Raw genomic sequence first — 14136 nt, 5'->3', positions numbered from 1 at the left:
GATCATGGCTAAGCCGGTTAAAACCAAGAAGAAGATCAAGCGCGTCGTCACGGATGCCGTGGCCCACGTGCAGGCTTCTTTCAACAACACCATCGTCACGATCACCGATCGCCAGGGCAACGCCCTGTCGTGGGCGACGGCGGGCGGCGCGGGTTTCCGCGGCTCCCGTAAGTCGACCCCGTTCGCAGCGCAGGTCGCCGCCGAAAAGGCTGGCCGCGCCGCGGGCGACTACGGTGTGAAGACCGTGGAAGTGCGCATCAAGGGCCCCGGCCCGGGCCGCGAGTCGGCCGTGCGCTCTCTGAACGCGTTGGGCTACAAGGTGCTCAACATCATCGACGTCACGCCGATTCCGCATAACGGCTGCCGTCCCCCCAAGAAGCGTCGCGTCTAAGGAGCATACCCATGGCCCGTTATCGTGGAGCTACCTGCAAACTTGCGCGTCGTGAGGGTGCCGACCTCGGTCTGAAGAGCCCCGCCCGCGCGCTCGATTCCAAGTGCAAGCTCGAAAACAAGCCCGGCCAGCATGGCGCAAACAAGCGCGCCCGCCTGTCCGATTACGCTGTTCAGTTGCGTGAGAAGCAGAAGGTCAAGCGCATCTACGGCGTGCTTGAGCGTCAGTTCAGCAACTACTACACCAAGGCTTCGACCCAGAAGGGCAATACGGGTGAAAACCTGCTTCGCCTCCTGGAAAGCCGTCTCGACAATGTCGTCTACCGCATGGGTTTCGCGGTCACCCGCGCCCAGGCTCGCCAGCTCGTGGCCCACAAGTCCGTCACGGTCAACGGTAAGAAGGTCAACGTGCCTTCCTATCATGTCCGCCCGGGCGATGAGGTCTCGCTGACGGAGAAGGCCCGCACGCAGTTGCGCGTGCAGGAAGCGGCGACGATCTACGACACGATGGATCTTCGTCCGTCGTGGGTCGAGGTCGACAGCAAGAAGTTCGCAGGCACGTTCAAGGCCGTTCCGGATCGCGGTGATCTGCCGGCCGATATCAACGAAGCCCTGATCGTCGAGCTTTACTCGAAGTAATCCACCGGAGCCTTGCATGGCAGTTTCGTCAACTAGTGTGCTGCGGCCTCGTGGCCTCAGCGTCGAGCAGCTTGGAGCGAACCGCGCTAAGGTGGTGGTCGAGCCGCTCGAGCGTGGCTTTGGTCACACCCTGGGCAACGCGCTGCGTCGCGTGCTGCTCTCTTCGATTCCGGGCAGCGCGATCGTCGAGGTCGAAATCGACGGCGTGCTGCACGAGTACACCACCCTGGAAGGCCTGCAGGAGGACGTGATCGAAGTCCTGCTGAACCTCAAGGATGTCGCCATCCGTCAGCACAGCGGTGATGAAGTCACCCTGACGCTGTCGAAGAAGGGCAAGGGCGTGGTCACCGCAGGCGATATCGCGGTCGATCATTCCGTTGAAATCGTCAACCCGGAGCACGTGATCTGCCACCTCACCAAGGATGTGGCACTGAACATGCGTCTGAAGGTGCGTCGTGGCGTCGGCTACCAGCCGGCCAGCTCGCGCCAGCACCCGGATGACGAGACGCGGCCGATCGGCCGTCTGCAGCTTGACGCGTCGTTCGCGCCGGTCCTGCGCGTGGCTTACGAAGTGGACGCGGCTCGTGTCGAGCAGCGCACCAACCTCGACAAGCTCGTGCTCGACATCGAGACGAACGGCACGATCGGTGCTGAAGACGCGGTCCGCAAGGCTGCTGAAATCATCAACGATCAGCTGTCGGTTTTCGGCGATTTCTCGCGCCGCGAGAGCGATTCGACCAAGGCGGAGAAGGGCGGGTTCGATCCGCTCCTGCTGCGTCCGATCGACGATCTCGAACTGACGGTCCGTTCGGCGAACTGCCTCAAGGCCGAGAGCATCTACTACATCGGCGACCTGGTCCAGAAGACCGAAGTCGAGCTGTTGAAGACGCCGAACCTGGGCAAGAAGTCGCTGACGGAAATCAAGGATGTGCTGGGCGGGCGTGGTCTCGCTCTCGGCATGAAGCTCGAAAACTGGCCGCCGCCGGGTCTTTCCCACGGCATGCAGTTGGGCTGATGTTTCACGGGGCGATCGGTATTCGATCGCCCCGATCCTTTGCACCACCCGGCGGATGCCTCGCGCACTTCCACCGGGATTCCAAAGCGGTCCAAAGAGGCCGTGCTCTTATAGCGGGGCGTTCTTATAGCCTTGCATCAGCGGGTAACCGCGGGAAGTCGGCTCATCCTGACCGGCTTTTCATAACAATAGACTCAGAGAGTAAACGCCATGCGCCACCAGAAATCCGGTCGCAAGCTCAACCGCACGAGCAGCCACCGCGAAGCGATGTTCAAGAACATGGCTTCGTCGCTGATCAAGCACGAGCTTATCCGCACCACCCTTCCCAAGGCGAAGGAACTCCGTCGCGTCGCCGAGCCGCTCATCACGCTCGCCAAGACCGATGGCGTCGCCAACCGCCGCCTCGCTTTCTCGCGCCTGCGCGACAAGCAGGCTGTCGGTAAGCTCTTCGTCGAGCTGGGTCCTCGCTACCGCGAGCGTCCCGGCGGCTACCTGCGCATCCTCAAGTGCGGCTTCCGCCCGGGCGACAACGCCCCGATGGCGTATGTCGAGCTGGTGGACCGCCCGACCGCGGGCGAAGCAGTCGACGCCGACTAAGCTTCCAGGCTTGATCGAAGAAACCCCGGCCGGGAAACCTGCCGGGGTTTTTTTTGCTTTTGTTGGGCGGCTAGCACTAGCTTCTTGCCGGTTGCCACACCCGGGTGAGGGAGGCTCGCAGGAGGCGGCTTGCACGTGCGGTGTCCATCACGGTGGTGCCTACGGCTCCGCCGTGCACCTCGCACAAGTGATTGACATGGTTACCAATGAAACTGCGTACGCCTACTGACAAGTACCTACACAAAGGGTTAACGTGGGTGTCCCGCATCGCACCATCCCCACATGAACCCTCGTAACTGGTCGTTCCGCACACGTTATCTCGCTGCTTTCGTCGTCTGCGCGGCCCTCATGGGCTTCGCGTTGTACTCGCAGTACGTGATGCATCTGGACCCGTGTCCGCTGTGCATCTTCCAGCGTATCGCCGTGTGCTTCATGGGCCTGTTCTTCCTCATCGGCGGCTTGCACGCGCCGGTGAAACGCGGCGGTCGCGCCACCTACGCGGTCCTCATTACGCTCGGCGGACTGTGGGGCATCGCCACGGCGGGGCGCCACCTGTGGCTGCAGTCCCTTCCTGCCAGCGAGGTTCCCGCTTGCGGCCCTGGACTGGGCTATCTGTTCGATGCTTTCCCGTTCATGAAGATGCTGAAGCTGGCATTCACTGGCTCGGGCGAGTGCGCGAAGATCGAGCCCATCCTCGGCGTGCCGATGCCGGGATGGACCCTGTTCTGGTTCGTCGTTCTCGTCGTCTGGGCTCTCCTGTCCCTGCGCCGCGGCGTTCGTTGACTTTCCGCGCCTCCCGGGGCGCTTCCACGTAGGCATTACCCATGCAGCACTCCCTCAAAGCCGTAGTTCCCCCGTCCATCGACTGGACGCCGGGCTCGTGGCGGTCGAGGACCGCCCTTCAGCAGCCGACTTACGAAGACCTCGACGAGCTCAACCGCGCGTTGGCCCAGCTCGGTGAATTGCCGCCGCTGGTTACCTCGTGGGAAATCCTGGCGCTGAAGGAACGTATCGCCGAAGCGCAGGACGGTGAGCGCTTCCTGCTCCAGGGCGGCGATTGCGCGGAGAGCTTCGCGGACTGCAACAGCCCGATCATTTCCAATCGGCTCAAGGTGCTGCTGCAGATGAGCCTCGTGCTCGTGCACGGCTTGAAGAAGCCCGTGTTGCGCGTCGGCCGTTTCGCCGGCCAGTACGCCAAGCCGCGGTCGGCCGATACGGAGACCCGTGACGGCGTGACGCTGCCCGCATTCCGTGGCGACCTGGTCAACAGTCCCGAGTTCACGCCCGAGGCGCGTCGCGCCGATCCGCAGCGTTTCATCAAGGCACATGCCCGTTCGGCGATGACGATGAACTTCGTCCGCGCGTTGATCGACGGTGGCTTCGCTGACCTGCACCATCCCGAATACTGGGATCTGGCCTGGGTGGAGCATTCGCCGCTCGCGGCGGAATACAAGCGCATGGTCGCCAGCATCGGCGATTCGTTGCGTTTCATGGAGACCCTCGCGGGGCAGTCGATCTCCAGCTACTCGCGCGTGGATTTCTACACCTCGCACGAAGCGCTCCTGCTGCACTACGAGGAAGCGCTCACGCGCAGGGTTCCGCGACAGGACGGCTGGTTCAACCTGTCCACGCATTTCCCCTGGATCGGCATGCGCACCGCCGCGCTCGACGGCGCGCACACGGAATACTTCCGCGGCATCCGCAACCCCATCGCGGTGAAGGTTGGCCCGACGGTCCAGGCGGACGATCTGCTGCGCCTGATCGATGTCCTGAACCCGAACGAGGAGCCGGGCCGCCTGACCCTCATCCATCGCATGGGCAACGACAAGATCGGTACGCACCTGCAGCCGCTGCTCGAGGCGGTGAAGCGCGAAGGGCGTCGCGTGCTGTGGGTAGCCGACCCAATGCATGGCAACACGGAAAGCACCAGCAACGGTTACAAGACCCGGCGCTTCGCCAACATCGCCGGCGAGCTCGATCAGGCGTTCGACATCCACGCCGCGGCCGGTACGCGTCTCGGCGGCGTGCATCTCGAACTCACGGGCGAAGATGTTACGGAATGCCTGGGTGGTGCCCGTGACCTCGTCGAAGGCGACCTCGATCGCGCCTACCGCTCCATGGTCGATCCGCGGCTCAACTACGAGCAGTCGCTCGAAATGGCGATGCTGATCGTGCGTAAGTCAGGCGGCATGGTCTGACACGTCAGCGGCCATGCCGTTCCCTTGCCCACGCCACATGTTCGCGCACGACCGGTGACGGATCGCCGGCGCGCGCTTCGAGCGCGGCGATGACTTCGTCGCTCGTGGGGGCATTGCCCAGGCCCACGGCGATATTGCGCAGCCAGCCTTCGTAACCGGCGCGGCGTATCGCCATGCCTTCCGTGCGCGAGAGGAACTCTTGCTCGCTCCAGGCGAACAGATCGACCAGCCTGGGTCCGTCGAGGCTATGGCGTGGTGCGAAGTCGGGTTCGGTCGCCTCTTGGGCGAACTTGTTCCATGGGCAGACCAACTGGCAGTCATCGCAACCGAAGACACGGTTACCCATCGGCTCGCGCAACTCGACAGGAATGCTGCCCTTGAGTTCGATGGTCAGGTAGGAAATGCACTTGCGCGCGTCCAGGCGATACGGACCCGCGATCGCCTGCGTCGGGCAGACGTCGATGCAGCGGCGGCAACTGCCGCAGTGGGCACTGGCCGGTTCGTCCACCGGTAGCGGCAGGTCGGTATAAAGTTCGCCGAGGAAGAAGTAGGAACCCGCGCGCTTGTTGATCAGTACGGTGTGCTTGCCGATCCAGCCAAGCCCGGCATTGCGCGCGATCGCCTTTTCCAGCACCGGTGCTGAATCGACGTACGCGCGATAGCGAAAGTCGCCGACACGATCTTCGATCTTCGCGGCGAGCTTCTGCAGGCGGTTGCGCATCACCTTGTGGTAATCGCGGCCGAGGGCGTAGCGGGCGATATAGGCCTGCTCGCGGTCGTGGATGACGTCCCAGGCGTTCGGCGTGCCCGGCGGCACATAGTCCATGCGAACGGAGATCACGCGAAGCGTGCCCGGCTCCAGTTCCGCGGGACGGCTGCGCCGCGTGCCGTGGCGTGCCATGTAGTCCATTTCGCCGTGGTGGCCCTCGGCCAGCCAGCGCTCCAGGTATGCCTCGTCGTCGCCCAGCTCGATGCCCGCGACGCCCACGTCCGCGAAGCCGAGCTCGCGCGCCCATTGCTTGATCTGGGTGGCGAGGCTGGCGTAGTCGGTGGATGGGGAGACGGACATGCGTCCATTCTACCGGGGGCTCCTATAATCGTCCGATGACCGCACCCCATCTCGGTATCGCCCTCTTCACATCCGGGCAGTCCCGCGCGATCGATCGTCGCGCGATCGACGAGCTCGGCATTCCCGGCTTCGAGCTGATGACGCGAGCGGCGGCTGCCGCCTTCACCATGCTGCGGCGGCGCTGGCCTGCCGCGCGGCGGCTGCGTGTAGTGTGCGGCGCGGGAAACAACGGTGGCGACGGCTATCTCGTCGCCCGGGACGCGCTGGCCTCGGGACTATCCGTGGATCTCGTGGCGCTCGATCCGCCCAGGGCAGGGGACGCCGCCCGTGCCAGCGAGGCCTTCGAAGCGCTGGGTGGCGTCGCCCATCCACTCGCCGACTGGAACGCGCTTTCGCCTGCCGACGTGATCGTGGATGCCATCTACGGTACGGGCCTGAATCGCGCTCCCGAAGGCCGGGCGGCCAGCGCCATCGAAGCGATCAATGCATCCGGCCCGCCGGTGCTCGCACTGGACGTACCCTCGGGCCTCTCGGCGGATACGGGCGCATGCCCGGGCGTCGCCGTCCATGCCACCGCCACCGCGAGCTTCATCGTGCACAAGCGCGGCCTGCATACCTATCGCGCTGAGGTGGCTGGCGACGTGGAACTCTTCGACCTCGGCTTGCCGCGGAGCATCCTCGATGCGCCGGATGCGCGCCTGCTCGAACCGGCCGGGCTGCCCCGGCGTCCACGCGACTCGCACAAGGGTGGGAACGGCCACGTCCTCGCGATCGGTGGCGACCATGGCACGGGCGGTGCCGTGCGGATGGCCGCGGAGGCGGCGTTGCGTACCGGCGCCGGCCTCGTCAGCGTGGCGACCCGCGAAGAAAACGTGCAGGCGATGAATGCGGCACGCCCGGAACTGATGGCGCACGGCGTCAATGGACCACAGGCCTTGCAGCCGATGCTGGAAAAAGCTTCCGTGATCGCACTCGGCCCGGGCCTCGGCCAAGCCGCCTGGGGTCACGCCTTGTGGACGACGGCGCTCGACGCGGGCCTGCCTACGGTCCTCGATGCCGATGGCCTCAACCTGCTGCATGCCGAGCCGCGCCCGCTGCCGGCGCGCGTCGTGCTGACTCCTCACCCGGGTGAGGCGGGGCGCCTGCTCGGTGTGGCGACAGCGGACGTGCAAGCGGATCGCTTCGCCGCCGGGCGCGAGATAGCGAAGCGTTATCGCGCGGTGGTCGTCCTCAAGGGCAACGGCAGCCTGATCGTTTCAACCGAAGGGGAGGTGGCGGTGTGCCCTTGGGGCAATCCGGGCATGGCCAGCGGCGGCATGGGCGACACCCTCACCGGCATCGTCGCCGGCCTCATGGGTCAAGGCTGCGAACCTTACGAGGCGGCCTGCCTTGGCGTCGGGCTGCACGCGCGGGCGGCCGACGTCGCGGCACGGGCAGGCGAGCGCGGGCTCCTGGCCGGCGACCTGCTCGACCCGCTCCGTCGACTCGTCAACGGACTCGACGCATGAGCGCCCTGGAATGGAACCTCGCCGACGAGGAGGCCACCATGGCGTTGGGACGCCGCCTTGCGCAGCACGTGCCCGCCGGCCTCGTCGCCTACCTTCACGGCGACCTCGGCGCGGGAAAGACCACGTTCGCACGGGCTTTCCTCCGGGCCCTGGGCGTCGGCGAACGGGTGAAGAGCCCCACGTACAGCCTCGTGGAAGGCTACGACATCGGCGAGCGCCGAGCCTTCCATCTGGACCTCTATCGCATCGCCGATCCGGGTGAACTGGAGTGGCTCGGCCTGGATAGCCTCGCCGAACCGGGAGCCATCGTGCTGGTGGAGTGGCCCGAGCGCGGTACCGGCGCCTTGCCATCCGCCGACCTCGAATTGAGCTTCCGCCATGAAGGGCAGGGGCGCGCCGTTCTCATCGAGGCGCGATCCCCCGCGGGACAGCGAATTCTGCGCTCGCTCGGCACCTGACGCGCGCACAAAGCCTTGTGTTTCAACAAGTTCCGTATCGACACACAAGGCGGTTCCCGCCAGCATCTCCGGTCGTCGGTTGCACCGCATTCCTGTACGCCCGTTGACGAAGGTTTCGCAGGTCATGGATTAACAAGGGAAAACGTCTTGCATTCAGCGGGCGCTTGCAGTTCAATCCTGGCCGTATGAGGGGAATCACTATCAAACTTGGCCTTCTTGCGTGCGTGACCGCCGTCGCGACGCTGGCCCCTGCCGTCTCGACAGCGGCCGACATCAAGGCCGCGCGGGTCTGGGCTGGTCCGGAATACACCCGGGTGGTATTCGATTTGTCCGGTCCGGCGACCTACAAGATGTCCCAGGGCGATACCCCGGGCAGTGTCGTCCTCGACATCGCCGGGAGCGCCGTGGCGGGTAACTTCGCCGCACCGGGCGGGCAGGGCCTGTTCAAGTCGATGACGGCCGGCAAGCAGGGCGGCAGCGCACGCATGGTCGCCACGGTCGATCCGAAGGCCAAGCCGAAGAGTTTCCTGCTCAAGCCCGCCGGTGACTACGGCTATCGCCTCGTGCTGGATCTCTATCCCGGCGGGCAGAGCGATCCTGGCGACAACCCGGTCAGCGACGACACCGCTTCCGTGGCGGATGCGCCGGCCGAGGCGGCTGTCGCAACCGCACCGCGCGGCTCACGCGGCAAGACGGTTCCCGCGGGCAAGCCGCCGATGCTGGCCGCCGAGCGCAAGGTGGTGGTCGCCATCGACGCCGGCCACGGTGGCGAGGACCCGGGCGCGCGCGGCGCGACCGGCCTGCGCGAGAAGGATGTCACCTTGCAGGTGGCGCGCGAACTCGCCGACCAGATCAATCGCCAGCCCGGAATGCAGGCGGTCCTCACGCGTAACGGCGACTACTTCATTCCACTGAAGCGGCGCTACCAGATCGCGCGCGAGCACAACGCGGACATGTTCGTCTCGATCCACGCGGACGCGTTCAAGAACAGCGACGCGAAAGGCTCGTCGGTCTGGGTGCTCTCCCCCCGCGGCAAGACGTCCGAAGCCGCGCGCTGGCTGGCCGATCGCGAAAACCGCGCCGACCTGGTCGGCGGCGTGTCGCTCGACGACAAGGACGACACGCTCGCCGCGGTGCTACTCGACTTGCAGCAGGGCTACGCGATGCAGGCCAGCGAATCGATCGCGGGCAACGTCCTGAAAGCGTTGGGCCGCCTCGGTCCCACCCATCGAGGCTACGTGGAGCGGGCCAACTTCGTGGTGCTGCGTTCGCCGGACGTGCCCTCGATCCTGGTCGAAACCGCCTTCATCACCAATCCATCCGAGGAACGGCGCCTGCGCGACGACGGCCACCGCCGTGAACTCGCCACCGCCGTCCTGGGCGGCGTGCGCAACTACTTCGAGTCGATGCCCCCGCCGGGTACCTGGTTCGCCGCCCAGGCGGCGCGCCGGAACGGCACGTCGGTCGCCTCGACGGCGGCTTCGGCCCCGGCCACGCCGGCGGCAGGCCCCGACGCCGATGCCATCGCCTCCAGCGCGGTGAAGTCGGCGACGCGCACGCCGGCGCCGAAGAAACCGGCCGCCAAGGCGGACGACAAGCAGCTCGCGGCGGCCGATACGCCCGCGCCGGCGAAGAAATCCACCGCACGCGCCGATGAAAACGTCCGCGACGTGCACCGCGTCAACCGTGGCGAGACGCTGACCGGCATCGCCCAGCAGTACGGGGTATCGGTGGGCGCGCTGAAGCTCGCCAACAAGATGACGGACAACAACGTGCGCATCGGCACGGTGATGGTGATTCCGTCGGGCTGAAGCGGGCCTGCACCCGCTTGGGCTATCCTTTCGACCTGAATGCCCGTCAGGTCGTGCCCCATGCCCATTCGTCCCCTTCCGCCTGAACTGATCAACCAGATCGCGGCCGGTGAAGTGATCGAGCGTCCCGCTTCGGTGGTGAAGGAGCTCGTCGAAAACAGCATCGACGCAGGTGCGCGCCGCATCGAGGTCGACATCGAGCAGGGCGGGGTCCGGCTCATCCGCGTGCGCGACGACGGCGGCGGCATCCCGCGCGACGAACTGGCGCTGGCGGTGGCATCGCATGCGACCAGCAAGATCGGCAGCTTCGACGATCTCGAGCGCGTGGCCAGCATGGGCTTCCGCGGTGAAGCGTTGGCGTCGGTATCTTCGGTGGCGCGTTTCTCCCTGACCTCCCGCCAGCAGGGCGAAGACTCCGCCTGGCGCATCGACGTCGACGGCGGCCGCCTGCAAGAGGCGCGTCCCGCCCAGCATCCACCCGGCACGACCATCGAAGTGCGCGACCTCTTCTACAACGTACCCGCGCGGCGCAAGTTTCTCCGCGCCGAGCGCACGGAGTTCGCGCACATCGACGATTTGCTGAAATCGTTGGCGCTGGCGCGCGAAGGCGTCGACATCCGCCTGAGTCATAACGGCAAGCCGGTACGCCTGCTCAAGCCCGCGCGCGACGAAAACGCCGCGCTGGCCCGCGTGGCCGAAGTGCTCGGTCCGGAATTCCCGGGACAGGCGCTGCGCGTGGAACACGAAGCCGCCGGCATGCGCCTGTCCGGTTGGGTCGGCCTGCCGACCGCTTCCCGCTCGCAGGCCGACCAGCAGTATTTCTACGTGAACGGTCGCCTCGTGCGCGATCGTGTCGTGGCCCACGCCGTGCGCCAAGCCTATGCGGACGTGCTGTTCCACGGGCGCCATCCCGTGTTCGTGCTGTTCCTGGAACTCGATCCCGCCGGTGTCGACGTCAACGTGCATCCCGCCAAGAACGAGGTTCGCTTTCGCGAGCAGCGCCTGATCCACGATTTCCTCTTCCGTACCTTGCACGAAGCCTTGGCACAGACCCGTGCCGGCGTCTCAGCGCCGGTGGCCGAGCAGTCCGTCCCACTCATGGCGGCAGCCGGCGCCACGGTCTACGACAACCGCCTGTCGTCGTCGCCGGCGATGCCGGCATGGCCGCAGGCATCGAGCCAGTCGCGATTGAGTCTTGGCGTGCGCGACGAGCCGCTGGCCGACTACGCCACGCTGTTCGGATCGATCGCACCGCCACGACCCTCGACCTCATGGACCCCGCCCTCCGGCAACGAGGCCGAGCAGGGTGGGGAGGTCCCGCCGCTGGGTTACGCCATCGCGCAGTTGAAGAACATCTACGTACTGGCCGAGAACGAGCACGGCCTCGTGCTGGTCGACATGCATGCCGCGCACGAACGCATCACCTACGAAAAGCTCAAGAACGGGCGGGTCACCGCCAACCTGCGTTCGCAGATGTTGCTCGTGCCGCTGTCGATCGCGGTCAGCGCGAAGGAAGCGGCGGCGGCCGAGGAACACGCCGACGCGCTCGGCGAGTGGGGCCTGGAGTTGTCGCGCAGTGGCCCGACGGGCGTGGTGGTGCGCCGCATTCCGTCGTTGCTGGAAGGCGCCGACGTCAGCCAGCTCACCCGCGACGTGCTGGCCGAGCTTGCCCAGCACGGCAGTTCACGACGCCTCGAAGAGTTGGAGAACGAACTGCTTTCCACCATGGCCTGCCACGGCTCCGTGCGCGCGGGACGCCGTCTCGGCATTCCTGAAATGAACGCGCTGCTGCGTGAGATGGAAGCCACCGAGCGTTCCGGCCAGTGCAATCACGGTCGCCCGACCTGGGTGCAGTTGTCGCTGGGCGAGTTGGATCGGCTCTTCCTGCGCGGCCGATAAATTCAAAGATCGGACGGCTAGCCGTCCATACGCCGAGGTTCCTCCATGCTTTCCCCTTCCGAAACCGCATCCGTCGAACGAGTGCGTGCCGAACGCCTGGCCTTGCTCACGGCGCCAGGCGGATGGCTCAGCCTTGTCGGGCTCGAATGGCTGCAACCCGGGCCGAACCGCATCGGCAGCGGGCCGGACAACGACATCGTGCTGAACGTCGGCCCGGAACGGCTGGGCGTCGTCACGCTCGACGAGCAGGGCACCACCGTGTTCGAGCCGGCCGAGGGCAGCGGTGTCCTCGTCGACGGCAGCGACGTGGAGCGCGCGGTCCTGGTGGACGATGCGTCGCCGGGCAAGGCCGCCACCGAGGTGCGTTTTGGTTCCGCGCATTTCTTCGTGATCGCGCGTGACGGCCGGAAAGCCTTGCGCGTGAAGGACGAGAACGCGAAAACGCGCACGGGCTTCGAGGGACTGGACTATTTCCCCATCGATCCGACGTGGCGGGTCGTCGCCGACTGGGTGCCTTTCGATCCGCCGATGGAACTGGAGATGGGCACGGTGCTGGGCACGATCGAGAAGGAGAAGGTGCCGGGCAAGGCCGTGTTCGTGCGTGAGGGCAAGACGTTCGAGTTGTATCCGGTCCAGGAAACGCCGGACGCGCTGTTCTTCGTCTTCGCCGACCTGACCAGCGGCAAGGAGACCTACGGCGCCGCACGCTTCATCGACACCCCTCTGGCAAGGGACGGCAAGCTGGTGATCGATTTCAACGAGGCGCGCAACCCGCCGTGCGTGTTCACGCCGTATGCCACCTGCCAGTTGGCTCCGCCGGAGAATCGTCTCGATGTGCGCGTGACGGCCGGGGAGCTGAACTACCGCGGCGCGTCGCATTGAGGCCGGTGGTTACACGCCCTTGAACGAAGCCTTGCGCCGTTCGAGGAAGGCCGACGTGCCCTCGCGCATGTCCTCGGTGGAGAAGGCGATGGCGAAGCCCTGCGTTTCAAACGCCAGGCCCTGGTCGATGGCGCATTCGCCACCTTCGATCACGGCATCGAGGATGCCCTTCAGTGCCAGCGGCGCCGCGATCGCCAACTGATCGGCCATCGCATCCACCGTCGCGTCCAACTCTTCGGCGGCGACGACACGGGTGACGATGCCCAGTCGTTCGGCTCGCGCCGCGTCCACCTGCTGGCCGAGCAGGCACAGTTCCAACGCCGCGCCACGCCCTGCGAGGCGGGTCAGCCGCTGCGTGCCGCCGAAACCGGGGATCAGGCCGAGGCCGATTTCGGGCTGGCCGAAACGGGCCTTCTCGCTGGCCACGCGCAGATGGCAAGCCATGGCCAGCTCCATGCCGCCGCCCAACGCATAGCCCTGGATGCGGGCGATCACGGGCTTGCCGAGGCGCTCGATCGTGAGCATCAGGTCCTGTCCCGCGCGGGACGCGGCCTGCGCCTTCACGGGCGACCAGGCGGTCATCTCGGAAATGTCCGCGCCGGCCACGAAGGCCTTCTCACCGGCCCCCGACAACACCACTACGCGCACCGCGTCGTCCTGGGCCGCCTGACGGAAGGCCAGGGTCAGTTCGCCGATGGTTTCGCGGTTCAACGCGTTGAGCTTGTCGGGGCGATTGACGATGATCGTGCGGACGGCGCCGCGGTCGGCGGTGGTGAGCGTGCGGAAGGCCATGTCGGGTTCCAGGCGGCGGGACGAGGAGGCGGATGGTAGCAGGCAGGGGAACCTTTGCCCCCGCTCGGCGTCTCATGGACTATCCTCCACGCACGCCCACGGTTCCGGGTTCACGGAGAACGGGATGTCACCCTTGCGTTTCCTGGTCATGTTCGTCGCGCTGTCATTGTCCGCCGGAGCGGCATGCGCGCAGTCGGCGCCCACGGCACCGGTCTCGGGTGCCCCGGCGATAGACAAGACCAAACTGTCGTACGCCATCGGCTACCAGATCGGTACCCAGTTCGCGAACAGCGCGCAGCCCGATGTCGATATCGCCGTCCTCGTGAAAGCCCTGCAGGACGGCTACGCGAAGCGGCCGCCGGGCGTGCCGATCGACGTGATGCAGCAGCAACTGGTGAATTTCGACGCCAAGGTGCAGCGCGATTCGGCGGTGGAATTCCGCCGCGTGGCCCTGGCCAACGCGAAACGCAGCGCCGACTTCCTCGCCCGCAACCGCACGCGCCCCGGCGTGGTCACCTTGCCATCGGGCATCCAGTACGCCGTGCTCGCCAAGGGGCGCGGTCCGCAGGCCCAGGTCACCAGTACGGTGGTGGTCAACTACCGCGGTGCCCTGATCGACGGCACGGAATTCGACAGTTCCTACGCGCACGGCAAGCCGGTGACGTTCACGGTGAACCGCGTCATCCCCGGCTGGCAGGACGTGATCCCGCGCATGCGGGTGGGCGACAAGTGGAAGGTCGTGATCCCGCCGGCGCTGGCCTACGGTGAACGCGGTGAGCTGCCGCGCATCGGTCCCAACGAGGCGCTGGTGTTCGAGATCGAACTGGTCGACATCCGCCAGTAGGCCCGGGGCCGGCGCCGCCGCGTCGCCTCCGCTC

The 14136-nt window shown here is 66.3% G+C and carries 14 protein-coding genes; 12 read left to right on the top strand and 2 right to left on the bottom strand.

Annotation, left to right across the window (positions count from 1 at the left end):
* Nucleotides 1-4: 4 nt before the first annotated feature.
* From rpsK to AB6730_RS09205, 6 genes are all read left to right on the top strand, one after another.
* Nucleotides 5-391, top strand: a complete 387-nt coding sequence (gene rpsK, locus AB6730_RS09230; protein ID WP_007513384.1) for a 30S ribosomal protein S11 — start codon at nucleotides 5-7, stop codon at nucleotides 389-391.
* Between the two features lie 11 nt (nucleotides 392-402).
* Nucleotides 403-1029 carry a 30S ribosomal protein S4 gene (gene rpsD, locus AB6730_RS09225; protein WP_029213873.1) on the top strand — a complete coding sequence of 209 codons (627 nt, stop codon included), beginning with the start codon at nucleotides 403-405 and terminating at the stop codon, nucleotides 1027-1029.
* A 16-nt stretch (nucleotides 1030-1045) separates the two neighbouring features.
* Complete coding sequence (rpoA, locus tag AB6730_RS09220) at nucleotides 1046-2044, top strand: DNA-directed RNA polymerase subunit alpha (protein ID WP_371023349.1); 999 nt, start codon at nucleotides 1046-1048, stop codon at nucleotides 2042-2044.
* A gap of 210 nt (nucleotides 2045-2254) precedes the next feature.
* Nucleotides 2255-2641, top strand: a complete 387-nt coding sequence (rplQ, locus tag AB6730_RS09215; RefSeq protein WP_306849943.1) for a 50S ribosomal protein L17 — start codon at nucleotides 2255-2257, stop codon at nucleotides 2639-2641.
* Between the two features lie 282 nt (nucleotides 2642-2923).
* Nucleotides 2924-3424 carry a disulfide bond formation protein B gene (locus AB6730_RS09210; protein WP_371023348.1) on the top strand — a complete coding sequence of 167 codons (501 nt, stop codon included), beginning with the start codon at nucleotides 2924-2926 and terminating at the stop codon, nucleotides 3422-3424.
* A 41-nt stretch (nucleotides 3425-3465) separates the two neighbouring features.
* Nucleotides 3466-4839 (top strand): class II 3-deoxy-7-phosphoheptulonate synthase, encoded by a 1374-nt coding sequence (locus AB6730_RS09205; RefSeq protein WP_371023347.1) that lies wholly within the window; start codon nucleotides 3466-3468, stop codon nucleotides 4837-4839.
* A gap of 4 nt (nucleotides 4840-4843) precedes the next feature.
* Here AB6730_RS09205 and queG read toward each other — a convergent pair whose 3' ends face one another.
* Nucleotides 4844-5908, bottom strand: a complete 1065-nt coding sequence (queG, locus tag AB6730_RS09200; protein WP_371023346.1) for a tRNA epoxyqueuosine(34) reductase QueG — start codon at nucleotides 5906-5908, stop codon at nucleotides 4844-4846.
* Nucleotides 5909-5943: 35 nt separating this feature from the next.
* Here queG and AB6730_RS09195 point away from each other — a divergent pair, with 35 nt between their 5' ends.
* The 5 genes from AB6730_RS09195 to AB6730_RS09175 all read left to right on the top strand — a co-directional run bounded on the left by AB6730_RS09195 (nucleotide 5944) and on the right by AB6730_RS09175 (nucleotide 12466).
* Nucleotides 5944-7416 carry an NAD(P)H-hydrate dehydratase gene (locus AB6730_RS09195; protein WP_371023345.1) on the top strand — a complete coding sequence of 491 codons (1473 nt, stop codon included), beginning with the start codon at nucleotides 5944-5946 and terminating at the stop codon, nucleotides 7414-7416.
* Nucleotides 7413-7874: a tRNA (adenosine(37)-N6)-threonylcarbamoyltransferase complex ATPase subunit type 1 TsaE gene (tsaE, locus tag AB6730_RS09190; protein ID WP_371023344.1), complete on the top strand. Its 462-nt coding sequence runs from the start codon at nucleotides 7413-7415 to the stop codon at nucleotides 7872-7874. The genes AB6730_RS09195 and tsaE overlap by 4 nt, the downstream gene beginning before the upstream one ends.
* Before the next feature lie 185 nt (nucleotides 7875-8059).
* Nucleotides 8060-9685: an N-acetylmuramoyl-L-alanine amidase gene (locus tag AB6730_RS09185; protein ID WP_371023343.1), complete on the top strand. Its 1626-nt coding sequence runs from the start codon at nucleotides 8060-8062 to the stop codon at nucleotides 9683-9685.
* 60 nt (nucleotides 9686-9745) lie between these two features.
* On the top strand, nucleotides 9746-11584 hold the full coding sequence (mutL, locus tag AB6730_RS09180; protein WP_371023342.1) for a DNA mismatch repair endonuclease MutL: 1839 nt from the start codon (nucleotides 9746-9748) through the stop codon (nucleotides 11582-11584).
* Nucleotides 11585-11629: 45 nt separating this feature from the next.
* A complete protein-coding gene (locus AB6730_RS09175; RefSeq protein ID WP_371023341.1) occupies nucleotides 11630-12466 on the top strand; it encodes a DUF1684 domain-containing protein in 837 nt (278 codons plus the stop codon).
* Nucleotides 12467-12475: 9 nt separating this feature from the next.
* On the opposite strand, the gene AB6730_RS09170 is transcribed toward AB6730_RS09175, so the two are convergent.
* Nucleotides 12476-13258 (bottom strand): enoyl-CoA hydratase/isomerase family protein, encoded by a 783-nt coding sequence (locus AB6730_RS09170; RefSeq protein WP_371023340.1) that lies wholly within the window; start codon nucleotides 13256-13258, stop codon nucleotides 12476-12478.
* A gap of 124 nt (nucleotides 13259-13382) precedes the next feature.
* On the opposite strand from AB6730_RS09170, the gene AB6730_RS09165 reads away from it, so the two are divergent.
* Nucleotides 13383-14102, top strand: a complete 720-nt coding sequence (locus AB6730_RS09165; protein WP_371023339.1) for an FKBP-type peptidyl-prolyl cis-trans isomerase — start codon at nucleotides 13383-13385, stop codon at nucleotides 14100-14102.
* The last annotated feature ends 34 nt before the right edge of the window (nucleotides 14103-14136 follow it).

Origin of the sequence: Luteibacter sp. RCC_6_2, assembly GCF_041360655.1 — a bacterium.
In the GTDB taxonomy this organism is placed as follows: Bacteria; Pseudomonadota; Gammaproteobacteria; order Xanthomonadales; family Rhodanobacteraceae; genus Luteibacter.
Note: the sequence above shows the minus strand (reverse complement) of the source record. Positions and strands in the feature narration are given on the sequence as shown.

Coding starts and splice junctions, on each gene's coding strand:
- rpsK (WP_007513384.1), top strand. CDS start 5: ATGGCTAAGCCGGTTAAAACCAAGAAGAAGATCAAGCGCGTCGTCACG.
- rpsD (WP_029213873.1), top strand. CDS start 403: ATGGCCCGTTATCGTGGAGCTACCTGCAAACTTGCGCGTCGTGAGGGT.
- rpoA (WP_371023349.1), top strand. CDS start 1,046: ATGGCAGTTTCGTCAACTAGTGTGCTGCGGCCTCGTGGCCTCAGCGTC.
- rplQ (WP_306849943.1), top strand. CDS start 2,255: ATGCGCCACCAGAAATCCGGTCGCAAGCTCAACCGCACGAGCAGCCAC.
- AB6730_RS09210 (WP_371023348.1), top strand. CDS start 2,924: ATGAACCCTCGTAACTGGTCGTTCCGCACACGTTATCTCGCTGCTTTC.
- AB6730_RS09205 (WP_371023347.1), top strand. CDS start 3,466: ATGCAGCACTCCCTCAAAGCCGTAGTTCCCCCGTCCATCGACTGGACG.
- queG (WP_371023346.1), bottom strand. CDS start 5,908: ATGTCCGTCTCCCCATCCACCGACTACGCCAGCCTCGCCACCCAGATC.
- AB6730_RS09195 (WP_371023345.1), top strand. CDS start 5,944: ATGACCGCACCCCATCTCGGTATCGCCCTCTTCACATCCGGGCAGTCC.
- tsaE (WP_371023344.1), top strand. CDS start 7,413: ATGAGCGCCCTGGAATGGAACCTCGCCGACGAGGAGGCCACCATGGCG.
- AB6730_RS09185 (WP_371023343.1), top strand. CDS start 8,060: ATGAGGGGAATCACTATCAAACTTGGCCTTCTTGCGTGCGTGACCGCC.
- mutL (WP_371023342.1), top strand. CDS start 9,746: ATGCCCATTCGTCCCCTTCCGCCTGAACTGATCAACCAGATCGCGGCC.
- AB6730_RS09175 (WP_371023341.1), top strand. CDS start 11,630: ATGCTTTCCCCTTCCGAAACCGCATCCGTCGAACGAGTGCGTGCCGAA.
- AB6730_RS09170 (WP_371023340.1), bottom strand. CDS start 13,258: ATGGCCTTCCGCACGCTCACCACCGCCGACCGCGGCGCCGTCCGCACG.
- AB6730_RS09165 (WP_371023339.1), top strand. CDS start 13,383: ATGTCACCCTTGCGTTTCCTGGTCATGTTCGTCGCGCTGTCATTGTCC.